Raw genomic sequence first — 23,187 nt, 5'->3', positions numbered from 1 at the left:
GAAACCCTCCTTTCGCCGGAGGCTGTTGATGGGCCAGGATCGCCTGCCATGGACCTGCTGAGCACACTGCTGAACACGCTGGTGGACAAAGGCCTGCGGCGCGAACCGCCGACCCGCGAGGAGGCGCTGGCCGTCCTCGCCACGTCGGACGACGATCTGCTCGATGTGGTGGCCGCGGCCGGCAAGGTGCGCCGGCACTGGTTCGGCCGCCGGGTGAAGCTCAACTATCTCGTCAACCTCAAGTCGGGCCTGTGCCCCGAGGACTGCTCCTACTGCTCGCAGCGGCTCGGCTCGGGGGCGGAGATCCTCAAGTACACCTGGCTCAAGCCGGACCAGGCGTCCGAGGCCGCCGCCGCGGGGGTCGCCGGGGGCGCCAAGCGGGTGTGCCTGGTGGCGAGCGGGCGCGGCCCGACCGACCGGGACGTGGACCGGGTCTCGCAGACCATCGCGGCCATCAAGGAGCGGCACGAGGACGTGGAGGTCTGCGCCTGTCTGGGCCTGCTCTCCGACGGTCAGGCGGAGCGGCTGCGCGAGGCGGGCGCCGACGCCTACAACCACAACCTCAACACGTCGGAGGCGACGTACGGGGACATCACGACCACGCACACGTACGCCGACCGGGTGAACACGGTGCGCAAGGCGCACGCCGCCGGTCTGTCGGCCTGCTCCGGGCTGATCGCGGGCATGGGCGAGAGCGACGAGGACCTGGTGGACGTGGTGTTCTCGCTGCGCGAGCTGGACCCGGACTCGGTGCCGGTGAACTTCCTGATCCCGATGGAGGGGACGCCGCTGGCCACCGAGTGGCACCTGACCCCGCAGCGGTGCCTGCGCATCCTGGCGATGACGCGGTTCGTCTGCCCGGACGTGGAGGTGCGCGTCGCGGGCGGCCGGGAGGTCCATCTGCGCACCCTGCAGCCGCTCGCCCTGCACCTGGCCAACTCCGTCTTCCTCGGCGACTACCTCACCAGCGAGGGCCAGGCGGGCCGGGCGGACCTGGAGATGATCGCGGACGCCGGTTTCGAGGTGGAGGGCGCCGGTGAGGCGACCCTGCCGGAGCACCGGGCGGGCGGTGAACGCGCCGATCTGGTGGCCGTACGCCGTCGCGGGGCCGGGACGGACCTCGCGCCCAATGCCTGACCTGACGGTGGCGGAACTGCTGGCCCTGGACCGGCGGCACGTGTGGCATCCGTACGGTCCGATGCCCGGCCGGCGCGACCCGCTGGTCGTGGCGTCGGCGGACGGGGTGCGGCTGCGGCTCGCCGACGGCGGCGGCGAACTGGTCGACGGCATGTCCTCCTGGTGGTCGGCCGTGCACGGCTACAACCACCCGGTGCTGAACCGGGCGGCGCGCGAGCAGTTGGAACGGATGAGCCACGTGATGTTCGGCGGGCTCACCCACGAGCCCGCCGTACGGCTGGCGAAGCTGCTGGTCGACCTGTCGCCCGACGGCCTGGAACACGTCTTCCTCGCCGACTCCGGTTCGGTGTCGGTGGAGGTGGCGGTGAAGATGTGTCTCCAGTACTGGCGTTCGCTCGGCCGGCCGGCGAAGCGGCGGCTGCTGACCTGGCGCGGCGGCTATCACGGCGACACCTGGCAGCCGATGTCCGTGTGCGACCCCGAGGGCGGGATGCACGGGCTGTGGGCGGGACTGCTGCCGCGCCAGGTCTTCGCCGACGCCCCGCCCGCGGAGTACGACGAGGCGTACGCCGCCCGGCTGGGGGCGCTGGTCGAACGGCACGCCGGGGAACTGGCGGCGGTGATCGTCGAGCCGGTGGTGCAGGGGGCGGGCGGGATGCGGTTCCACTCCCCCGCGTATCTGCGGGTGCTGCGCGAGGTGTGCGACGCGCACGGTGTGCTGCTGGTGTTCGACGAGATCGCGACTGGCTTCGGGCGTACGGGGGCGATGTTCGCGGCGGAGCACGCGGCGGTGGCGCCGGATGTCATGTGCGTGGGCAAGGCGCTGACCGGCGGTTATCTGACGATGGCGGCCACGCTGTGCACGTCCCGGGTGGCCGAGGGCATCTCGCGCGGCGAGGTTCCCGTACTGGCCCACGGGCCGACGTTCATGGGCAATCCGCTGGCGGCGGCCGTGGCCTGCGCCTCGATCGGGCTGCTGCTCGAACAGGACTGGCGCGCCGAGGTGCGGCGGATCGAGGCGGGGCTGCGGAACGGGCTGGCGCCGGCCGCGTCGCTGCCGGGGGTGCGGGACGTGCGGGTGCTCGGCGCGATCGGCGTGGTCCAGCTCGACCACGAGGCCGACATGGCGGCGGCGACGGCGGCGGCCGTGCGCGAGGGCGTGTGGCTGCGGCCGTTCCGCGACCTGGTCTACACGATGCCGCCGTACGTCACGGACGACGCGGACGTGGCCCGGATCGGCCGCGCGGTGTGCGCGGCGGCGCGGGAGGGGTGACGTGACCGGACGGGGTGCACCCGGCGGCCCGGCGGACAGGAGGGGATTCCCGGTATGGATGACATGACCGTGCTCATGGTCACGGGGACCGGCACGGAGGTCGGGAAGACGGTGGTGACCGCCGCCCTCGCCGCGGCGGCCGTGGCGGCCGGCCGGTCGGTGGCGGTGCTGAAGGCCGCGCAGACGGGGGTGGCGCCCGGTGAGCCCGGGGACGCCGAGGAGGTCGCGCGGCTGGCGGGCCCGGTCACCACCGCGGAGGTGGCCCGCTATCCCGAACCTCTGGCGCCCGCGACGGCCGCGCGGCGGGCCGGCCTGGCTCCCGTGCGGCCGGACGACGTCGCCGACGCCGCGGAGAAGCTGGCCGCCTCGCACGACCTGGTGCTGGTGGAGGGGGCGGGCGGGCTGCTCGTACGGTTCGACGCGGCGGGCGGCACGCTGGCGGACGTCGCCGCAACGCTGGGCGCGCCGGTGCTGATCGTGGCACCGGCCGGTCTCGGCACGCTGAACGCCACCGAGCTGACGGCCCGTGAACTGCGCGTACGGGGGCTGGTCCCGCTGGGCGTGGTGATCGGCAGCTGGCCCGCGCGTCCGGACCTCGCCGCGCGCTGCAACGTCACGGACCTGCCGGACGTCGCCGGCGCACCACTGCTGGGCGCGGTGCCCGCGGGGGCGGCCACCCGCGCCCCGGCCGGTTTCCGGGCGGCGGCGCGGAGCTGGCTGGCGCCGGAGGTGGGCGGCACCTGGGACGCGGAGGCGTTCCGGAGGCGGGAGGGAGCCTGAGCGGGCGTGCGGTGTCCTGGCCGCAGCCCCCGCGACCCCCACGACGGCACGCCGCGCCCGCCCGTCGGCACCGGGACCGCCCGCGCGGTCCGGGCGAAGAAAGGGCCTGGGCAGGGGTGCGCCGCCCCGGTACGGGGGACAATCGCGGTAGCGCGTCCGCTTCCACGTCCCTCGGCGAGGGAGGTCCCATGCCGCTCCGTTCCGCCCGCGACCCGGCCATGCCACGGGACGCCGTGCACCACCCGTGGTTCGCGCGCCGCTACGCCCGGCTCAGCGTGAGGGCCGAGACCCGGATGGGGATGGGGCCGGTCCGCGACCGGCTGCTCACCGGAGTCTCCGGGCGGGTGATCGAGATCGGCGCGGGCAACGGCCTCAACTTCACCCACTACCCGCGCACCGTCTCCGAGGTCGTCGCCATCGAGCCGGAGCGGGTGCTGCGGCAGCTGGCGGTGGAGGCGGCGCTGCGCGCGGAGACGCCCGTCGACGTGGTGCCGGGCACCGCCGAGGCGCTGCCGGTCAAGAGCGAGGGGTTCGACGCGGCCGTGGTCTCCCTGGTGCTGTGCAGCGTCCGTGACGTGCCCCGGGCGCTGGCGGAGCTGCGGCGGGTGCTGCGGCCCGGCGGCGAGGTGCGGTTCTTCGAGCACGGACGGGGCGGCGGCCGGCTGATGACGCTCACCCAGCGTGCCCTGGACCGGACGGTGTGGCCGCCGCTGGCCGGCGGCTGCCATGTGTCGCGGGACCCGCTCGCCGCGCTGCGCGAGGCCGGGTTCACGCTGGGCCCCTACCGGCGGACCCTGATGCCGGAGAAGGGCCCACGGCTGCCCACGTCGTACTGCGTACTGGGCACCGCCTGGCGGTCGGGGACCGGCACGGCGCCAACGCGCTGAGCGGCGGGACGCCGTACGGCCACGAAGACGTCGCCCCTTAGGCCCCGCGGGGTCGCGGGGTCGCGGACGGACGTCCTGACGGGCGTCGGGTCCGAGTGATCGACTCGGTACGTTCTCAAGTCGTCGGTACGTTCCCACGTCGCCGAGCACTGGGGAGAGCTGATGTCGCGACCGTTCCGTTTCGGTGTCAGCCTGACCGTGCCGGCCCCGGCCGAGGAGTGGCGTGCCAAGTGCCGCCGGGCGGAGCAGCTGGGGTACGACGTACTGCTGGTCCCCGATCATCTGGGCATGGTGGCGCCGTTCCCGGCCCTGGTCGCGGCCGCGCAGGCCACCGCGCGGCCACGGCTGGGCACGTTCGTGCTGAACGCGGGTTTCTGGAACCCGGCGCTGCTGGCCCGCGAGGTGGCGACCACCGACGCGCTGACCGGCGGCCGGCTGGAGCTGGGGATCGGAGCGGGGTACGTGCGGGCGGAGCACGACACGGCCGGACTGCCGTTCGGCTCGCCGGGTGAGCGGGTGGACCATGTGCGGCACACGGTACGGGAGCTGAAGCGGCTCTTGGAGTCCGCCGATCACCAGCCGCGGCCCGCACGGCACCGGGTGCCGCTGCTGATCGGCGCGGGCGGTCCGCGCATGCTGGAACTGGCCGCCGGGCACGCCGACATCGCGGCGTTCACCGGCGCGCGTGCGGTGCCGGGGAGCACGACGGGGCGGCTGGTCCCGCGCACCGCCGAGGAACTGGACGCGAGCGTGGCCGACTACCGCGCGCGGACGGCGGACGAGGCGGCCACGGAGCTGAACCTGCTCATCCAGATGGTGCTGGTCACCGAGGACCGGGAGGCCGCCGTCCGCCCGTTCGCGGAGCACGTACCGCGACTGACCACCACGCAGCTGCTGGAGCTGCCCACCCTGCTGGCCGGGACCGTCGAGGAGATCGCGGGCCAGGTGCGGACGCAGCGCGAGCGGTACGGCTTCTCGTACCTGACCGTGCTGGAGCCGTACATGGATGCCTTCGCCCCGGTGCTGCGGGCGCTGCGCGGGGAGTGATCCCCGCCGACCGCACGCCGCCGTCCACATACCGGAAATCGCTGGTCACCCGTCTGCGCGGCTGATGGGATCGGTTCATGACCGATCTTCATGTACGGGCCGCCGGGCCCGCGGACCTGGACACCGTGCTGGCCTTCTGGAAGGTGGCCGCCGAGGGCACCAGCATCAGCGACGACCGGGCGGGCGTCGAGCGCCTGGTCGCCCGCGACCCCGAGGCCCTGGTGCTGGGCGAGGTCGACGGCGAGCTGGCCGGCACGGTGATCGCCGGCTTCGACGGCTGGCGGTGTCATCTGTACCGGCTCGCGGTGCACCCGGACCGACGCCGCCAGGGCGTCGCCACGTCGCTGCTGACCGCAGCCGAGGCACGCTTCGTCGCCCTCGGCGGGCGGCGCGGGGACGCGATGGTGCTGGTGCGCAACGAGCGGGCGCAGCACGCGTGGCGGGCCGCCGGTTACGAGCCCGAGGAGCAGTGGCGGCGCTGGGTGAAGCACCTCGTCTCCTGAGGCGCCTCGGCTCCGTGGCCTCATCCGGCCCGGGGCGGGCACTCGCGCGACCATGACGGATGCCGAGCCTCTGTCCACGGACCGCCGGCCGGCGTGCGACAGCGCGCGGGCCGCCCCGCCCTGCCCGATCATGGGACGGACGACCGAAGGACGCACGGTCGTGGGACCGGCGAGCGCAGGGCGACGGGCGAGCACGGGACGACGGACGATCGCGTCATGACGGGCGATCGTGGGACGGAGGTGAACCGGTGACCGAAGTGCTCCTGCTGCTGGTGGCCGTCCTGCTCGCGCTGGCCTGTGGCGCCTTCGTCGCGGCCGAGTTCTCCCTGACCACCGTCGAACGCGGCGCGCTGGAGCGGGCCGCGGCACGCGGGGAGCGCGGCGCGGCGGGCGCCCTGAAGGCCGTACGGAATCTGACGTTCCAGCTGTCGGGCGCGCAGCTCGGCATCACGGTGACCAATCTGGTGGTCGGCATGCTCGCCGAGCCGTCGATCGCCGCGCTGCTCGCGGGTCCGCTGCGGGACCTGGGCGCTGCTCCGTCGACCGCCTCCTCGATCGCGCTGGTGATCGGTACGGCGCTGTCCACGGTGGTGCTGATGGTGGTCGGCGAGCTGGTCCCGAAGAACTGGGCGATCTCGTCGCCGGTCGCCGTGGCCAAGCGGGTGGCGACCCCGCAGCGCTGGTTCAGCGCCGCTTTCCGGCCCTTCATCACCCATCTGAACAACACCGCCAACCGTCTCGTACGGCGTCTCGGTGTGGAGCCCGCCGAGGAGCTGGCGTCCGCGCGCGGACCGCAGGAGCTGGCGGCGCTCGCCCGGCACTCGGCCAGGGAGGGCTCGCTGGAGGCGGACACCGCCGAACTGTTCGTCCGGACGCTGAACCTCGCCGACCTCACCGCGGAGCACGTGATGACACCGCGCGTCCAGGTGATCGCCCTGGAGGCCGGCGCGAGCTGCGCGGACGTGGCGAACGCGACGCGGGCGACCGGGCTGTCCCGGTTCCCCGTCTACCGGGACACCCTGGACGCGGTGGTGGGCACCGCGCACATCAAGGACGTCCTGGGGGTGCCCGCCGAGCGGCGCGCCGAGGTCCCGGTCTCCGAGCTGATGCGGGACCCGCTGCTGGTCCCGGAGACACTGACCGTCGACCGGCTCCTGGACCGGCTCTCCGGGCGGCGCACCATGGCCGTGGTGATCGACGAGTACGGCGGCACGGCGGGCGTGGCGACGCTGGAGGACATCGTGGAAGAGGTCGTCGGCGAGGTGCGGGACGAGCACGACCCGCACGAGACGCCCGAGCTGGCCCCGGCCGGGACGGACGAGCACGGGCACGCGCTGTTCCGGGCGGACGGCTCGGCCCGGGTGGACCGGCTGAAGCGGGTCGGGCTGCGGGTGCCGGAAGGGCCGTACGAGACGGTGGCCGGGCTGGTCGCCGCCGAGCTGGGTCGTATCCCGGCAGTCGGTGACCGGGTGGAGGTGGCGGGCTGGCGGCTCGACGTCCTGGACGCCACGGGCCGCCGGGCCGCCGTCGTCCTGCTGCGCGCACCGCTCGCGGGCGAGCGGACCGGAGACGCGGGCTCCGGTCCAGGGAACGGGGAGGCCGGGCGGTGACCGTCGTACAGCTGCTGATCGGTCTGCTGACGCTGGTCGTCAACGCCTTCTTCGTGGGCGCGGAGTTCGCGCTGATCTCCGTGCGCCGCAGCCAGGTGGAGCCGCACGCCGAGGCGGGCGACCGGCGGGCGGAGCGCGTGCTGTGGGGGCTGGAACACGTGTCTGCGCTGATGGCCGCGGCCCAGCTCGGCATCACGCTGTGCACGCTGGTCCTCGGCATCGTCGCGGAACCTGCCATCGCCCACCTGCTGGAACCGGTGTTCCACGCGATGGGGGTGCCGTCCGGGGCCGGGCACCTGGTCTCCTTCGTACTGGCGCTGGCCCTGGCGACGTATCTGCACATGCTGCTGGGCGAGATGGTGCCGAAGAACATCGCGCTGGCGGAGCCGGTGCGCAGCGCGCTGCTGCTCGGGCCGCCGCTGGTGGCCCTGTCCCGGGCGCTGCGTCCGGTGATCTTCACGGTCAACGCGTTCGCCAACGCGCTGCTCAAGCTGTTGCGGGTCGAGGCGCGGAACGAGGTGTCGGCGTCCTTCACCGACACCGAGCTGGCCGAGATCGTGAAGGACGCGAGCGAGGCGGGGCTCATCGACGACCGCGCCCAGGAGCGGCTGCACGACGCGCTGGAACTGGGCCGGCGGCCGGTGCGCGACGTGGCGCTCCCGCTGGAACGGGTCGTGCACGCGCGCGTGGGCGTCACCCCCGAGCAGTTGGAGCGGCTGTCGGCCGAGTCCGGGTTCTCCCGGTTCCCGGTGGTGGACGACGGGCGGCGGATCGTCGGCTACCTGCATGTGAAGGACGCCCTGGACGCCTCCCCGCGCGGCGCGGCGTTCCGGGCGGGTGACATGCGTCCCATCGCCCGGGTACGGGAGAGCACCCCGCTGGACGACGTCCTGACGGCGATGCGCGCGAGCCGCACCCATCTGGCGGCCGTCCTGGAGGCCGACGGACGGCTGGCCGGGCTGGTGACCATGGAGGACGTCCTGCGGGAGCTGTTCGGGCAGCGGACGTGAGGACACCGGCCGGCAGCCCCGGGTACCGACCGGCGGGTATGCCGTTGGGTGCCTCGGGATACCATTTCCGTCGCCATGCAGACGAACCCCACCTTCACCAGCCTGGTCGCGGTCGGCGACTCCTTCACCGAGGGCATGTCGGACCTGCTGCCCGACGGCTCCTACCGGGGCTGGGCCGATCTCCTGGCCGCCCGGATGGCGGCCCGCGCCCCCGGCTTCCGCTACGCCAACCTCGCCGTGCGCGGCAAGCTGATCGGACAGATCGTCGACGAGCAGGTGGACGTCGCCGCCGCGATGGGCGCCGACGTGATCACTCTGGTCGGCGGTCTCAACGACACCCTGCGCCCCAAGTGCGACATGGGGCGGGTGCGGGACCTGCTGACGGAGGCCGTGGAGCGGCTGGCCCCGAACTGCAAGCAGCTCGTGCTGATGCGCAGCCCCGGCCGCCAGGGCCCGGTCCTGGAACGGTTCCGCCCGCGCATGGAGGCGCTCTTCACCGTCGTCGACGACCTCGCCGCCCGGCACGGTGCCGTGGTCGTCGACCTGTACGGGGCGCCCTCGCTGGCCGACCCGCGGCTGTGGGACGTGGACCGGCTGCATCTGACCGCCGAGGGACACCGCAGGGTCGCCGAGGCGGTGTGGCAGACGCTCGGGTACGAGGCCGAGGACCCCGAGTGGCGCACGCCGGTACCGACGACGCCGCCTCCCGGCTGGATGCTGCGGCGGAGCGCCGACCTGCGGTTCGCCCGGATGCACCTGCTGCCGTGGATCGGCCGCCGGCTGACCGGCCGCTCCTCCGGGGACGGCCGGACAGGCGCCCAGTTCGACGCTGTGCTGGGCAAGGCGTTCTGGGTCACCCCCGCGGACCGCGTGAACCCCGGCCCGGTGACGGACTGGCTGCGGGTCGGGCACTGACCCGAGGCCGTTCCGCCCCGCGCTCCCTGTCCGCCGAACTCCGTCAGCGCCGCCGAAGGCTCGGCCCCCGCCGGCGGCGCCTGCGCGGGGGCCGACAGGCCCTTCTCGCTCTCGCCCACCTCCGCGACGGCAGGCTCGCGTCGCGCCCGCATCCCACCCGGGCAGGCGATCCTGCCCGCTTACGGCGGCACCGCCGGGTCGAAGATCCGGTGCCGGCCGACCCGCGACGGCCCACGAACACAGCGCGGTTCGTCTGCCCGGACCCGGAGGCGGCCAGAGATGTCGCGGCGGTGGGCATCTCGGGCCGTGCGGCCGCACCGGTGCGGCCGCACGCGTGTACGCCATCCGACAGCGGGCCGACTCGGCTTGGACGTCGAGTCCCAGGAACTGCCCGCCGAGCCCGGGATGACCGTCTACCAGTCAGCGGACCGTGACGTCCACGGCACGAAAACGGTCCACCGACTCCGTCGGCGGACCGTCACGACAGTGCGAGGCCAGACAATGCGCACGCGAGAACCGGGCCTCGTCGTCCTGTTCCGACCTTCACCCCTCGGGCGACAACTCGCGCATCAGTCCGAGCGGCCCGGCGCATGCGTTCTCCGCGTTCCCTCAGGCCGGGACCGGGAGATTACGCGGCCTCAGATGGTCGGGGTGTCGTCGACAATCGGCCGGTGAATCTCGACGACCGGCTTCCACCCCGCGGAGAACTCGATGAAGTCCGCACGGGTGGGGTAGGTGTCGATCGCGCGACGGTCACGCTTGGGACTGTCGGTCGCCTTGCGCCCCCGGGGAATCTGCTCCTCGAAGATGTCGACCTTCACATCGGGAACCTCTTTGAGGCCCTGGCGCCAGATCTGCACGACGTCGGCGCCGAACGCCTGCCGGGCCGCGGCGTAGAGGGCCGAGAGGGCCCCCTTGTCCCCACCAGGGACGAAAAGCGCCAGGTCCAGCACGACACCGGCGGACTGGAGGACCTCGATGGTCACCGGGCCGTTCTCGTCGGCCACGTAGATCCCGGCGTCGTTCTCGTCGTCCGGAAGGCAGGACACTTCTTCCTGGAATACGGTTCGCGCCGTTACCGAGCCGCCCTCGAAATCCTCACCGGACTTGGTCAGAAAAGCAGGGACATAGCAGTCGGGAAGCTTGAGTTCTGCCGTGTCGGCGGAAACGAAGAGCTTGTCCTTCACGCCGAGCTTCGTCACCTCTTCCAGCGAGAGGCGGCGAGCGGCGATCTTCTCCGTGTTCACGATTTCCCTTTCAGGTTGCACTGTCCCTCCGAACAAGGACGCTACCACGAAAACGTGAGGTCAACTGCCCAGTAATCTCTGGGTGAATGACCTCGGATGACCTGCACGGGAGGATACCGAAGCGAGCGCCACTCGGCCGGGGACACGCAACCGCCGGATAGTGTCCCTCGTGATGGCGCCGGGGATCAACCGGCGGTTGCATTTCGGTGCGTTGGGTAGCGCAGAGGAACTAAAAGAGAGCTTACGGCGGATATCACCCATATCGCCTTCACGGAGGTGACGACAACGTAAGGCGATCCATTCGTCGCGCATCCCGAAGCGCCCACTCCGGTCAGGACTTCGACACCCGGATATGGATCTGGGCCGCCGGCCCGCGCGGCCCTCCGGGACGCCGTCAATTCGCCGGGCGCCCGTCACCGGACCACGGTGCTACCACGCAGGCACGCGAAAGCGAAGGGGTGTGGAGCGGAGACGGCCGCACCGGGGGAAGGGGGAAGCGGGTCAGGCGGTGCGTCGGCCACCCATTCACTCACCGCGCGCAGGGGGACGCCGGGCCGGAGGGGGTTCTCGTAGGCTCCCCCAGTTCCCCCCTCGGCGCCGGCCTGCACGAATCGCCAGCAGAATCCGTCCACAGTTCTACGTCGCGACAGGTTCCGCAGGTCAGACCCCCTAGGAGCGATCTCCGGGGAGATCGTCTCTCACGCACACACAGGGACCCTTCGATCACTCCCCATGGAAGCCGTCCCACGCCTCCGCCGCGGCCCTCATGTCCTCGACGTCGACGGTGACGTACATGCGCTTCATGAACGAAGCGTTGGTGTGCCCAGCCCACGCGGCGAGGACGACGTCAGGGACGCTGTGTTCACCGCGAGAACTCCTTCCGCTATGCCGCCCGCCGGGCCCGGGACAAGATCGGGACACCATGCCTGTAACACAAGCTGGGCCAAGGCCCACCGCGACTCCGCCGCCTCCCGGCGCGGAATGCAACTCGTCGCCGCCGGCGGCGGCCGCCTCGCCCCCGCCGCCCGCCGCGGACCGGCCCACCTCGCCCGTCTCTCCGGCGACTTCCCCACCGCGTACGACACCGCACGATGCGGGTACCGATGCTCCGAAGGCTGCACGCCTTCGCTTCTGCGGGTCGTGCTCGCATCGCTCGGCCGGCATCTGAAGGCGCTTGGCGGAGACGCCCGAGAGTCACACACCCCACGGGAGAGTGTTCTCGTGCTGCCACGCACGCGAGTCCGTGGGGCAGTCCGACAAGTGGCACGCCCGGAGCGAGACGTGCATGCCTCCTCCGTCGACTTCAAGCATCAACGACAACCTTCGCCAGGAGTCAGGGCCCCCTGGCATTGTGGGACGGGGACGACTATCCCCGGGCTGTGACCCCGGTCGCACCCGGGAGGAACACTGGTCGAATCCCCGGGGCACGTGCGGAACCGGATCCTCGCCGCGCCGGGCACGTCCTGGTGCACAGCCGATGGTGCCCACGGGGCGGGGCCGGCCGCCGTCTCGCGGTGGCAGCCACCGCTTTGGCCGCACGTGGTGCCGCGAGCTGCCGACACGGCCCGCGGATGACCGGGCTTGTTGAATCCGCCCGCTGAGCGGCCGCCGGACGTCCCTCGCGGACCCGGCCGGTTCGTGCCCTCGCAAGCAGCGAGGCACCTCATCGGTCGCCCCGCAGGCGAGTGGCCCGCCGGACGTACCGGCGGGCCACTGTGCGAGATCGAGGCCAGGGAACACTCAGTGCGTGCCTGCACGGGCCCGCAGTTGCTTGCGCGAGGTGATGCCGAGCTTCCCGAAGATTTTCCGCAGGTGCCATTCGACGGTACGTGCGCTGATGGAGAGGTGCGCGCCGATCTCAGGGTTGGTGAGGCCTTCACGCACCAGTCTGACGATCCGGGTCTCCTTGGGTGTCAGGCCGGTGTCGGTCCGGCCCCCGTGTGACTTGATGGTTTCGCCGGTGGCTGCCAGCTCACGCACGGCTCGCTGGGCGAAGCCCCGCATATCCATGGCCACGAAGAGATCGTGGGCCGCGCGCAGTTGCTCGATCGCGGTACGGCGGCGTCCGTTCCGGCGCAGCCACTCGCCGTAGACGAGGTGGGCGCGGGCCGACTCGCCGCGAATGCCGGTGCGGCCGAGGGCGTCGATCGCGCGCAGGCAGTGGGCTTCGGCCTCGTCTCCCTCGCTCAGAAAAGCACACGAACGGGCCTCGATGCCCATGGCCCAGTCCGTTCCGCTCGCCCGAGTCGACTCGGTCAAACGGCCGAGTGCGTCAGCGGCCTTTCCGGGTGTCCCGGACCGGGCGGCCGCCTCGATGTATTCGACCAGGGACCACACCGGGACACCCATCTCCAGCTGGCTGTAGTCCCGGGCGGCCGCCTCCGCCGCCTCGGCCGCCTCGGCATACCGTCCCAGGCTGTTGTACAGCAGCGCCCGCGCCCACCGGCTCACGACCGGTCCGGTGCCTTCTCCCCGCTGTCTGGCCCCGGTGTCGGCGACTGTGCCCAGGTCCCTGCAATCCGCTTCCCGTCCTCTCCAGGCCGCGACGAAGAGTGCTCCGTAGACGGGGGCAGCAGTACCGATGGCCTCGGCGACCGTCTGTGCCTCTTCCGCCCGCGCCGCGCCCTGCGTGAGTTCGCCGTCGAGGACGTGCACCACACACCGCATGGTCAACGCGTATGGCAGTGCCATGGCCTGTCCGGCATCCCGCGCGAGCTTGAGATGCCGGGTGGCGAGCAGGGACATGGTCTCGTGGTCCCACAGGCCCATGGCGGTCACGCAGTTCAGCCAGAGCCAGCGCAGCCCGTCGTCCGGGGGGAGGCTCGGCTCACTGAAGGCGCTCAAGGCTACTCGTAGACCGGGCACTGCGGCCGTATGGCCGTCGATGATGCGCGTTGCCAGGGCGTCGAGCAAGAGGTCGGTCGGGCGGGGTGGTTGAGAGGTCGGCGTCGCGCGCGCCGCCCTGGCTGCTTGGTACTGGCCGTCGGCGTACGCCTGGGGGCCGGCGAAGATCGTCGCGGTGACGACCTCCAGGTATGTCTCCCGGGCACCTGTGATGTCGTGGGCGGCGAGGAGCTGACCGGCGGCTTCGAGTAACCGGCCTGGAGCCTCACTGCCGTGGTTGGAGGTGAACGCGATCCGGGCACGCGCCAGGGCCACTTCACCGCGGCGACGTTCATCGAGGGGACCTGTCTCGACGAGGGACAGCAGCCGCAGAGCGAGAGCGGGGCTGCCCGCCTCATGCGCCGCGCGAGCAGCAGCCAGTCCCCGCCCCTGGCGGAGGGCGGGCTCGGGTGTCAGTTCCACCGCACGTGCCATGAACGCGGCCGTCGCAGCGACCCCGTCGCGTGCCCATGCCCGCCCGGCCGAGCGTTCGAGTGCCGCTGCGAGGGACTCGTCGGGGCCGGACGCGCCGTGCGCCGCATGCCAGGCGCGGCGATCGGGGTCCGCCGCAGGGGCGGTCGCGTCCGCCAGCGTGCGGTGCATGTTGCGCCGTTCCTCGGGCGAGGCCGCGCAGTAGACGGCGGAGCGCATCGTGGGATGGAGGAACCCCACTCGATCGCCGATGCGGAGGAGGCCGGCTGCCGCGGCGTCCGCGGCATCATCGATGTCAACGCCCAGCCTCTCCGCCACGCGCCACAGCAGTGTCGGTTCACCGGTCGGATCCACCGCTGCGGCCAGCAGGAAGTCACGCGTCTCTTTCGGTAGTCCCGCGATTCTCCGCAGACAGGACTCGCGGACGTGCTCCACGACGGGATAAGCGCTGGGGAGGCCGAAGCCACCGGCCAGGGCCACTGGTGTCGACGCCGTCGGGAGTTCCAGGAGCGCGAGCGGGTTACCGCGGGTCTCGGCGAGGATGCGGTCGAGGACCTGCTTGTCCCACGGGCCCAGCAGCGTGGAACGCAGCAGGGCCTCGGCCTCACGCCGGGACAGTCCTCCTACCGGCAGCTCCGGCAGGCCGGCGAGCTCTGTGGCTCCGTGCGGTGCGTCCTCCGACACCCGGACCGCGAGAACGAGGGCCACCGACTTGGCGAGCAGGCGCCGCGCCGTGAAGGCCAGGGCCTGCGTAGAGGCGCGGTCCAGCCACTGGGCGTCGTCCACGACGCACAGCAGGGGCCGGTCCCGAGCGGCCCCGGACAACAGGCCGAGGACACCGAGGGCCACGAGAAAACCGTCGGGAGCACGGCGTGACCCCAGTCCCAAGGCCCCACTGACAGCGTCGCGCCGCGCTGGCGGAAGGCCGCTCAGGCCGTTCATCATGGGCACACACAACTGGTGCAACCCAGCGTAGGAAAGTTCTGTCTCCGACCGGACACCCTTGACACGAGTCGTCTGGAAGCCTCGTGCACGAGCGACCACGTACTCAAGTAATCTGGTCTCCCCCACCCCCGCCTCGCCCTTGAGGACCAGCACGCGGCTCTCACCACCGCGAACAGCGTCGAGCAGATCATCCAGTTGCCCGCATTCATGCTCACGCCCAGGAACCTCCGCCCGACTCACGAGCCGGTCAGCCATTCCATTCGCTCCCGCAACGCGCCGGTCGTTTCCGGGCTGCTGCGGAAGAAGGCGTCGACGAGCCGCTTCAGCTGATGGCTGGGCACCGTACACCTCCGTAGGGCTCGCATTTTGTCCGACAGCAGGGGGCCCGCACTTCTCCATCAATAGCGCTTGCTTCGAAGATCGACTCCAAGTGGAACATCGAAATCTCGCATGCCGTACCGTGCCGTTGAGATCGACAGGAAAATGACAGGTGCCTGGTGCGGGTGCATCATGATCCCCGCCCTTTTGGTCCTGTCCTGCACTGTACCCTCGGGGCCACTTCAAAAAGCCGACGGCGATAAAGGGAAGACTCAGTTCCGCTTCGGCGCCGTCTGCACGTACGCGAGCCCCATCCAGCACGTCGCACGCACTCACGACAGCGAATCGAGATGGCGAATTCCGGCAGATCGAGAAATCTCTGATTCCCTTCCTGACCGGCGAGAGCCGCTCTCCGGTAATCCGCGGCTGGGCGGGAGCGGGTATGAACGCGGCGCTCGACAACCTCGTCGAGAGGCCCCGAAATTCCGTGTAATGCACATCCTGGCAGGCCGGCTGAGAGGGAGCTGGGTTCCGAGGGTCTGCATCAGCTCTTCTCACCCGTGAGCGATCGAATCAGCTTGCTTGCTCCCTAACGAGCTGGTGCACGGTTGGCGGTGAGACGCCGAGGACCTCAGCGGGGCCCTGGTGTTCACACCTGCCGTGCCGGGATCCGGTCCGCGGTCTGCTGATGGGACAGCAGACCGGCGACGGCTTGCACGGTGTCGCTCATGTGCTCGCGGCGGCCTAGGCGGCGGGCCGGCGCCCGCCAGTTCTTCAGGTGCGCAATGCCGTGCTCGACGCGGATACGCCGCGAGGAGTGCGCTTTGCGCTGGCGCTCGCGGATGCCGGCTACCAGGGTCTGGGAGTCCAGACAGGCGGGCGCGTGGTGACACCACCGCACCGCGAGTTCAAGAAGAACGCCCTGGACTGGTACGAGGAGAAGCAGCAAGCTCCGCCGGACGGGACAGGAACGCAAGTACCCCGCCCACGCGAGCCCGGTGGATCTCGGGAAGTGATCCGGACACGGCCGCGGATGTCCGTTCAGAACACGCGGTCGCGCCGGATGTGGTGTGGGATCAGGTCGAGGAAGGCATGCAGCGCCCGCGTCGGCGGACGCGTCGCGGAGGCGACCACGCTGAGCGTCCAGGCCAGTCGGGCATCCGCGAGGGGGACGGTACAAACGGCGTCCCCGGCCGCCGCGGCGAAGTCCGGGGGCAACAGCGCCACGCCCAAGCCGTGCGCCACGTAGTCCGCGATCGTGGTGATGTCCGAGACCTCGATGAGGACCCGCCGGGACAGCTCCTCCTTCGTGAACGCGTCGTCCGCGATCTGGCGTTGCCCGAAGCCGGCGGGCATGTCGACGAAGGATTCCCCGGCGATGTCTCTGAGCCGCACACGCTTCCGGCGGGCCAGTGGGTGATCGGCGGGGACCAGCAGCTGGACCTCGTACCTCTTGATGGCCCTCGATCTGAGGTGTTCGTCCTTGATGTCGGCTCCTACGAAGGCCACGTCGACGTGGCTCTCCTTGATCCGCTCGATCAGCCCGGAGGTTCCCCGTTGGGAGGTCTCGGTACGCAACCGGACCTCGGGATGACGGCGGTGGAACGCACCGGCCAGCGCGGGTACGTCGATCACCGTCAGCCCGCTGAGGACGCCAACGGTGAGGCTGCCGCGCAGCCCCGTGGAGAGCGGCTCCACTGCCGCCCGGGCCCGGTCGAGTACCTCGATCGCGGTCCGCGCCTCGGGGAGGAACACCGAGCCGGCCTCCGTCAGCCTGACCGACCGCGTGGAGCGGAGGAGCAGTTCGGTCCGGAGTTCGTGCTCCAGGGCCTTGATGCCGGCCGAGAGCGTGGACTGAGTGACGTGCAGCCGCTGGGCCGCCCGCGTGAAGTTCAGCTCCTCGGCGACGGCGATGAAGTACTCCAGCCGCTTCTGGTCCACACTCACCTCATTCATCGGTAGATCCGATCGAATATTAGAAAACATTCGTTGGACACGATAGCCGGGCAGGGCGACTGTTGTCGTGCGGGCCAACGCCCGGACCTGGAGACGTCAGCGAAAGAGGATGACCATGCGCGTACTGCTCACCGGCGGCACCGGCTACATCGGAGCCGCGGTGCTCGATCGGCTCATCTCCGGCGGCCACCAGGTCACTGCCCTGGTCCGCTCGGCCGAGAAGGCCGAGCTGGTGCGGGCCAAGGGCGCCGAGCCTGCGGTTGCCGACCTGGCAGACGGCCACGCCCTGGAGGAACTCGCGGCTGCGAGCGACGGCGTGATCCACCTGGCGTCGCCGGGCGACGAGACCAGCGCGTCCGTCGACGAGGTGGCCGTCACCAGCTTCCTGCACGCGCTGCGGAACACGGACCGGCCGTTCGTGCACACCACCGGCGTGTGGCTGCACGGCAGCGGTTCGGCGATCACCGAGTCGTCCGGAATGAACGCCCCGCGGCTGACCGCCTGGCGGGCGCCGCTCGGCAAGCTCGTGCGCGACGCGCAGAGCGTCCGGACCTCGGTCATCGCACCGGCAGTGGTGTACGGCCACGGCGGCGGTCTGCTGAACCTCGTCGCCGCCGGTCCTCGGACCGCCGGAAACACCCCGGCGCTCACCATGATCGGTTCCGGTGACCAGCACTGGAGCACCGTGCACGTGGACGACCTGGCCGAGCTTTACGTGCTCGCGCTGGAGAAGGCCCCGGCCGGTTCGTACTTCATCGGTGCCAGCGGTACGAACCCGACGGTACGGGAGATCACCGAAGCGGTGAGCCGCTCCGTCGGCCTGGCCGGACGCGTCGAGCCCGAACCCGTCGTGCAGACGCTCGACCGGCTCGGCCTGCTCGGTGAGGCCCTTCTCCTCGACCAGCAGGCTTCGGGCGACACGGCCCGGCGTGTCCTGGGGTGGACCCCCACGGGACCGTCGGTCCTCGACGACATCGCGCGTACTGACTTCTGAGAAAGGCCCGCGCCCCGGGTCCCGCCGCAGGCGGGACCCGACCGGCCGTCGGCGGCCGGGCCGACCGGGCCCTGCCCGGCCGCAACCCTTCTTGAGGAACTTCGACATGAGTACTCCCCCCGCTCCCACCGGGTCAGGTCATCGCCGTCCCGCTGGGCCCGGTCCCCAGTCGGCGGAACAGTCCCGCCCATCCGTGCCTCGCGGCGGCTCGCTGGCCGTCGCGGCAGCCATCGCAGCCGGCATGGTGGTGCCGGTACAGGCCCGTCTGAACGGCGAGCTGAGTCATCGCCTCGACGACGGCATCGCCGCGGCGGCGATCAGTTTTTCGGGCGGACTCGTCCTGTTGTCCCTCCTCGCGCTCTTCTCCCCCGGGCTGCGCGGCGCGCTGCGCCGCCTGGCCGGCGCTTCACGGGATGGCCGGCTCCCCCGCCGGTACCTGCTGGCCGGTGTGCTCGGCGGCACGTTCGCCCTGGCCCAGTCCACCGCCGCGCTGGTCACTGGAGTCGCCGTGTTCACCGTGTCGGCCATCGCCGGTCAGACCTTCGGCGGTCTGATCGTGGACAGCCGGGGTATCGGCGGCGGCCTGCGGCAGCGCCCGGGCGCCGCCCGGCTCACGGGAGCGGCCGTCATCCTGGTGGCCGCAGTCGTGTCCGCCCTGCCCCGTTTCGCCGACACCCTCGCGCCGGCCACGATCATCCTGCCGGCCCTCGCCGCCCTCGCCGCCGGCTTCCTCCTCGGTGTGCAACAGGCACTCAACGGAGCGACGACGGCCGCGTCGGGCTCGCCGATCGCAGCGACCTGGCTCAACTTCCTTGTCGGTGCGGTGTTCCTCGCCGCGGCCTGGGGGGTGAAAACACTCGTGCAGGGGACCGCGGGGGACCCGCTGCCCACCAGCTTGTGGGTCTACCTCGGTGGTCTGTGCGGCGTGGTGTTCATCGGCGCCTCGGCGTTCCTGGTGCGCCGGATCGGTGTCCTGTTGCTGAGCATGGCCTCTATCGCGGGGCAGCTCGCCAGTTCGATCGCCCTGGACTTCCTGGCCCCTTCGGGCGGTCGGTCCCCCTCCGTCCTCACCGTCCTCGGTGCGTTGCTCACGTTTGGCGCCGTCTGGATTGCCTCCCGACGCCCTCGTGACACCACCGCGAAGTGATCCACGTCCGCGCCCCGACCGGACGCGGACCCGACCACCACCCCTCTCTCGATGGAGAAGCAACACAGTGCCGCCCACGGCACGAAAGGAACCACAGGTGTCCCAGAACCAGCCGCAGAACAACGAACGCATCCTGATCAAGGGCGCATACCTGATGACGCAGGACGATCAGCTCGGTAACTTCGTGGGCGACATCCTCATCGCCCACGGCAGGATCCTCAAGGCCGGCCGGGACCTGTCCGACGACCGGGCCAGGGTCATCGACGGCACAGGGAACGCCGTGCTGCCCGGTTTCATCGATACCCACCGCCACAACTGGCAGGGAGCGCTGCGCAATCTCGGCCCCGCCTGGACTTACCAGGAGTACCGCAGCCAGGTGCAAATCGGCCTCGGACAGTACTTCGACCCCCGGGACGTACACATCGGCAACCTGGCGGCGGACCTGATGTCCCTCGACTCCGGGGTGACGACCGTTCGGGACGAATCGCACATCAGCAACAGCCCCGAGCACTCGGACGCGGCGATCACCGCGCACTGGGAGTCGGGCATCCGTGCCGTCTTCGACCACGGCTGGCCGTCGACGGAGGCCGAACAGTGGCAGTTCGGCAGCTCCCGCACCCACCCCGACGACATTCGGCGCATCCGCAACGAGGTGCTCTCCGACGACTCGGCGCGGGTGACCCTCAACGCAATGCTCCGCGGACCGGAGCTGTCCACCCCCGATGTGTCCGAGCGTGACATCCGGCTCGCCCGTGAACTGGGCCTGCGCATCAGCATGCACGTGGGCCTCGGCGAGTGGGGGGCCAAGCAGCAGGCCGTACGGCAACTGGAGGAGGCCGGGCTGCTCGCCTCCGACATGACGTTCATCCACCTGTGCACGTCGACGGACGAGGAGCTGAGAATGCTGGCCGCACGCGGCGCCACCGCGTCCGTGGCCGGCGCCCTCGAGGTCTTCATGCCGGGCCTGGGCCAGCCCGCCACCAACCGGCTGCTGGCCGCCGGTGTCCGCCCGAGCCTCAGCGTGGACACCGAGACGATCGTAAGCGGTGACATGTTCGGCGTCATGCGGGCGACCCTCGCCTACCAGCAGCTGATCCTCGCCGGTGCGGCCGGGCCCATGGACCGTGTTCCCGGCCTGCCCACGTTCAACGCCGCCGACCTGCTGTCCTTCGCGACCATCGAGGGCGCACGGGCCGCGGGGATCGACGACCGCACCGGCAGCCTGACCCCGGGCAAGGAGGCAGACCTGATCATGATCCGCCTCGATCACGCCAACATGCTGCCCGCCACGGACGTCGCGGCCACGATCGTCGCGGGCGGCCACGCCGGCAATGTCGACCTGGTCGTGGTGGCCGGTGCCATCCTCAAGGAGAACGGCGTACTGAAGGGAGGCGACGCCGTCTTCGACGAGGCCGCGGCCTCCCGTGACCGGCTCTTCCACGCCGCCGGTCTGCCGCTCCCGGTCTGAGCCGACCACCAGGCGGGCACGGGGCCGACGCGAACGACGACCCGGCCGACAGATGCATGTCACCGTGATCTTCGCGACCTGCGGCGGACTCTCCGACCGCCGCAGGCGAGGTGTACGCATTTACTGCGGCAGGACCGGAGGGGCGGGACGGACGTGGCGAGCGAACCGGTGACCGAACTCGGGAGCGGGGGCGTGCTGCGTGTGCCGCGCGCCCAGGTGGTGCCCCTGTCCGCCCCGCCCGCGTCGTACACCGCGGCGGTCGAGCGATACCTCACCGGCGCCGGGATCGCGAAGTCCTCCGCGCGGTCTACCGGATCTCGCTGACGACGTGGGGGTGGATGCTCGCCGGGGAACCGGCGCCGACCGGACCCGCCCGCCGGGGCGCGAAGCCGCCCGTCTTCCCCGTCACCGCGATCGACGACCCGGCGCTGCCGGAGGCTCTGGCCGAGCCGGCGGCGGCACGGGCGGACGAGATGGACGCCGACACCGTCAACCGGGAACTGTCCATCGCCCGCAAGGCGGTCGGATGGTGGCAGCGCCAGGGCTGGATCGACGGCGACCCGACGATCGGCATCGAGCGGCGGCCGGCGCCGCCGGACCGCGCCAAGGCCCTGACCGAGAACCAGATCGCCGCCCCGTGGCGCCTGGACGTCGCCCTACGGGAGAAGACGCAGTGGAAGACGCTCTACGAGTCCGCCGCACGGGCCGACGAGGTGCTGTGCCTGAACGTCGAAGACCTGTACTCGCAGGACAAGCGAGGGAAAATCACTGCCGAGGGCGGGGCGACGGAGTGGACTCACGGGCAGTCCGGCACCGCCCAGATCCTGCCCCGCCTCATCGCCCGCCGTACCCGCGGCCCGCTGTTCCTCACCGACCGCCAGGCCCTCGCCGGAACACCGACGCTCGACGTGTGCCCCGAGACCGGCCGGGCCCGGCTCTCCTACCGTCGCGCTGAGGAGGTCTTCGAGGAGAACACCCGGCTGCCGGCCAACCCCCTCGCCTCATCCGACGACATCGAGGATCTCGACGGCTGGACGCTTCACCGGCTCCGTCACAGTGCCCTGACGCACGACGCGGAAGACGGCACCTCCACCCCGATGCTGCTGGCACGCTCCGGCCACGCATCCGTCCGCTCCCTGGAGCGGTACGCCCGCCCCCGGCGTCGACTCGGTCGCCCGACACGTCGCCGAACGCGACCCCGCCGCACGTCGTAGGACGTGACCCTCGCCGTTTGCGGCTGGTGACAGCATTCTTACCGGCACCCCGAGTTCACCGCCGACTCCGGGCCTGAGACGACCGATGAGGGCCGGTGCGTATGTGCGCACGCATCCCTTGCAGGCCGAACAGGATGAGAAGTTCAACCACGCCGCCGTCGGCACTGCCCAGCCAGTGGGGCATGGACGTGTCGAACTCGGCCGCCTCACCGGGCGGCAGCGTCAGGTCGCGGTCGCCGATCACGAGCCGCAGGCGTCCGTTGAGCACGTAGAGCCATTCGAAGCCTTCGTGGGTCTGCGGGGTCGGTTCGAGTGGTTCCGGCTGGGCGGGGATGATCATCTTGAACGCGTGCACCCCGCCCGGTTGCCGTGACAGGGGCACGAAGGTCATTCCGAACCGCCTGATCGGCTTGAGGTGGATCCGGGGGTCGCCGGTGCGCGGGGCGCCGACGAGGTCGTCCAGCGGAACGTCGTAGATACGGGCCAGCGACAGCAGCAGTTCCAGGCTCGGCCGACGCTGCCCACTCTCCAGCCGGGACAGGCTGCTCTCCGACACGCCGGTCTTCGCCGCGAGGTCGGCGAGGGTGATGCCGCGGTCACGACGCAGCGCACGAAGGCGCGGCCCCACCGCGTCCAGCACGTCGTCGTCCGTCTTGCGATCCATCAGGCCATCTTGCCATTACCGCAAGATTTCGCGCCAAGTCGTGGTGCGCCTGGCAAGACTGAGCGCCTACCGGCACAAGGAGCCTTGATGAGCACCACCGAAGCGGTCGCCTTCTGGGACGGCGTCTACGCGGCCCGACCGGCGGCCAGCAACCCGCAGCCGAATGCTCGCCTCACCGAGACGGTGACGGGCCTGCCGCCCGGTGACGCGTTGGACCTCGGATGCGGCGACGGCGGCGACGCGCTGTGGCTCGCCGGCCAGGGGTGGCAGGTCACCGCCGCCGACATCTCGGCCGTGGCGGTCGAGCGGCTCGCCGCCCTCGCCCGCTCACACGGCCTGGGTGACCGCGTCACCACCGTGCGGGCCGACTTGCACAAGTCTTTCCCTCCCAGCGGATTCGACCTGGTCTGTGCCCACTACCTGCACACCCCCTTTGACCTGGACCGGGCAACCGTACTGCGCTCGGCCGCGCACGCGCTGCGCCCGGGCGGGCGGCTGCTGGTCGTCGACCACGGCTCGGCCGCGCCGTGGTCGTGGAACCAAGATCAAGACATCCGCTACCCGAGCCCGCGGGAAGTCGCCGCGGGTATCGGCCTGGCCCCGGAGACATGGACGGTCGAGCGAGCCAACGCACCCCGCCGGATCGCAACCGGACCAGACGGGCGCACCGCTGAGGTCACCGACCACGTCCTCCTCATCCGCCGCACCGCCTGACACGGCGGCCGGCGCCCGCCCCCGACAGAGGAAGGGAGACCAC

Annotated in this window: 20 protein-coding genes; 15 read left to right on the top strand and 5 right to left on the bottom strand. The window is 71.4% G+C overall.

Annotation, left to right across the window (positions count from 1 at the left end; translation table 11 throughout):
• Positions 1-48 precede the first annotated feature (48 nt).
• The 10 genes from bioB to ACZ3IG_RS31875 all read left to right on the top strand — a co-directional run bounded on the left by bioB (position 49) and on the right by ACZ3IG_RS31875 (position 9,837).
• Positions 49-1,137 carry a biotin synthase BioB gene (gene bioB, locus ACZ3IG_RS31920; protein ID WP_467436447.1) on the top strand — a complete coding sequence of 363 codons (1,089 nt, stop codon included), beginning with the start codon at positions 49-51 and terminating at the stop codon, positions 1,135-1,137.
• On the top strand, positions 1,130-2,410 hold the full coding sequence (locus ACZ3IG_RS31915; protein WP_467436445.1) for an adenosylmethionine--8-amino-7-oxononanoate transaminase: 1,281 nt from the start codon (positions 1,130-1,132) through the stop codon (positions 2,408-2,410). The genes bioB and ACZ3IG_RS31915 overlap by 8 nt, the downstream gene beginning before the upstream one ends.
• Positions 2,411-2,473: 63 nt before the next feature.
• Positions 2,474-3,190, top strand: a complete 717-nt coding sequence (bioD, locus tag ACZ3IG_RS31910) for a dethiobiotin synthase (protein ID WP_467436515.1) — start codon at positions 2,474-2,476, stop codon at positions 3,188-3,190.
• Between the two features lie 188 nt (positions 3,191-3,378).
• Complete coding sequence (locus ACZ3IG_RS31905) at positions 3,379-4,077, top strand: class I SAM-dependent methyltransferase (RefSeq protein ID WP_467436444.1); 699 nt, start codon at positions 3,379-3,381, stop codon at positions 4,075-4,077.
• 162 nt (positions 4,078-4,239) lie between these two features.
• Positions 4,240-5,124 carry a TIGR03621 family F420-dependent LLM class oxidoreductase gene (locus tag ACZ3IG_RS31900; protein ID WP_467436443.1) on the top strand — a complete coding sequence of 295 codons (885 nt, stop codon included), beginning with the start codon at positions 4,240-4,242 and terminating at the stop codon, positions 5,122-5,124.
• A gap of 77 nt (positions 5,125-5,201) precedes the next feature.
• Positions 5,202-5,627 (top strand): GNAT family N-acetyltransferase, encoded by a 426-nt coding sequence (locus ACZ3IG_RS31895; protein WP_467436441.1) that lies wholly within the window; start codon positions 5,202-5,204, stop codon positions 5,625-5,627.
• A gap of 248 nt (positions 5,628-5,875) precedes the next feature.
• Positions 5,876-7,237 carry a hemolysin family protein gene (locus ACZ3IG_RS31890; RefSeq protein ID WP_467436440.1) on the top strand — a complete coding sequence of 454 codons (1,362 nt, stop codon included), beginning with the start codon at positions 5,876-5,878 and terminating at the stop codon, positions 7,235-7,237.
• Complete coding sequence (locus ACZ3IG_RS31885) at positions 7,234-8,247, top strand: hemolysin family protein (RefSeq protein ID WP_467436439.1); 1,014 nt, start codon at positions 7,234-7,236, stop codon at positions 8,245-8,247. Before ACZ3IG_RS31890 ends, ACZ3IG_RS31885 begins: the two co-directional genes overlap by 4 nt.
• A 75-nt stretch (positions 8,248-8,322) precedes the next feature.
• On the top strand, positions 8,323-9,162 hold the full coding sequence (locus ACZ3IG_RS31880; RefSeq protein ID WP_467436437.1) for an SGNH/GDSL hydrolase family protein: 840 nt from the start codon (positions 8,323-8,325) through the stop codon (positions 9,160-9,162).
• Positions 9,163-9,312: 150 nt separating this feature from the next.
• Positions 9,313-9,837 carry an MmyB family transcriptional regulator gene (locus ACZ3IG_RS31875; protein ID WP_467436513.1) on the top strand — a complete coding sequence of 175 codons (525 nt, stop codon included), beginning with the start codon at positions 9,313-9,315 and terminating at the stop codon, positions 9,835-9,837.
• Here ACZ3IG_RS31875 and ACZ3IG_RS31870 read toward each other — a convergent pair.
• The 4 genes from ACZ3IG_RS31870 to ACZ3IG_RS31855 form a co-directional block, all read right to left on the bottom strand.
• The gene (locus ACZ3IG_RS31870) at positions 9,801-10,409 is read right to left on the bottom strand and encodes a hypothetical protein (protein ID WP_467436436.1); all 609 of its coding nucleotides are present in this window, start codon (positions 10,407-10,409) and stop codon (positions 9,801-9,803) included. The two genes, ACZ3IG_RS31875 and ACZ3IG_RS31870, sit on opposite strands and share 37 nt — an antisense overlap.
• 1,740 nt (positions 10,410-12,149) lie before the next feature.
• On the bottom strand, positions 12,150-14,924 hold the full coding sequence (locus ACZ3IG_RS31865) for a helix-turn-helix transcriptional regulator (protein ID WP_467436434.1): 2,775 nt from the start codon (positions 14,922-14,924) through the stop codon (positions 12,150-12,152).
• Between the two features lie 712 nt (positions 14,925-15,636).
• Positions 15,637-15,936 carry a hypothetical protein gene (locus ACZ3IG_RS31860; protein WP_467436433.1) on the bottom strand — a complete coding sequence of 100 codons (300 nt, stop codon included), beginning with the start codon at positions 15,934-15,936 and terminating at the stop codon, positions 15,637-15,639.
• Between the two features lie 92 nt (positions 15,937-16,028).
• Positions 16,029-16,943: a LysR family transcriptional regulator gene (locus tag ACZ3IG_RS31855; protein WP_467436432.1), complete on the bottom strand. Its 915-nt coding sequence runs from the start codon at positions 16,941-16,943 to the stop codon at positions 16,029-16,031.
• A 115-nt stretch (positions 16,944-17,058) separates the two neighbouring features.
• Between ACZ3IG_RS31855 and ACZ3IG_RS31850 the strand changes: the two genes are divergently transcribed.
• The 4 genes from ACZ3IG_RS31850 to ACZ3IG_RS31835 all read left to right on the top strand — a co-directional run bounded on the left by ACZ3IG_RS31850 (position 17,059) and on the right by ACZ3IG_RS31835 (position 21,766).
• The gene (locus ACZ3IG_RS31850; RefSeq protein WP_467436430.1) at positions 17,059-17,937 is read left to right on the top strand and encodes an NAD-dependent epimerase/dehydratase family protein; all 879 of its coding nucleotides are present in this window, start codon (positions 17,059-17,061) and stop codon (positions 17,935-17,937) included.
• Positions 17,938-18,130: 193 nt separating this feature from the next.
• A complete protein-coding gene (locus ACZ3IG_RS31845) occupies positions 18,131-19,084 on the top strand; it encodes a DMT family transporter (protein WP_467436429.1) in 954 nt (317 codons plus the stop codon).
• A gap of 97 nt (positions 19,085-19,181) precedes the next feature.
• Positions 19,182-20,552 carry an amidohydrolase family protein gene (locus ACZ3IG_RS31840; protein ID WP_467436428.1) on the top strand — a complete coding sequence of 457 codons (1,371 nt, stop codon included), beginning with the start codon at positions 19,182-19,184 and terminating at the stop codon, positions 20,550-20,552.
• 338 nt (positions 20,553-20,890) lie between these two features.
• Positions 20,891-21,766, top strand: a complete 876-nt coding sequence (locus ACZ3IG_RS31835; protein ID WP_467436426.1) for a tyrosine-type recombinase/integrase — start codon at positions 20,891-20,893, stop codon at positions 21,764-21,766.
• 55 nt (positions 21,767-21,821) lie between these two features.
• On the opposite strand, the gene ACZ3IG_RS31830 is transcribed toward ACZ3IG_RS31835, so the two are convergent.
• Positions 21,822-22,430 carry a helix-turn-helix domain-containing protein gene (locus tag ACZ3IG_RS31830; RefSeq protein WP_467436425.1) on the bottom strand — a complete coding sequence of 203 codons (609 nt, stop codon included), beginning with the start codon at positions 22,428-22,430 and terminating at the stop codon, positions 21,822-21,824.
• An 87-nt stretch (positions 22,431-22,517) separates the two neighbouring features.
• Between ACZ3IG_RS31830 and ACZ3IG_RS31825 the strand changes: the two genes are divergently transcribed.
• Positions 22,518-23,144, top strand: a complete 627-nt coding sequence (locus ACZ3IG_RS31825; RefSeq protein ID WP_467436424.1) for a class I SAM-dependent methyltransferase — start codon at positions 22,518-22,520, stop codon at positions 23,142-23,144.
• Positions 23,145-23,187 lie beyond the last annotated feature (43 nt).

Source organism: Streptomyces sp. NPDC016677 (genome assembly GCF_055562815.1).
Note: the sequence above shows the minus strand (reverse complement) of the source record. Positions and strands in the feature narration are given on the sequence as shown.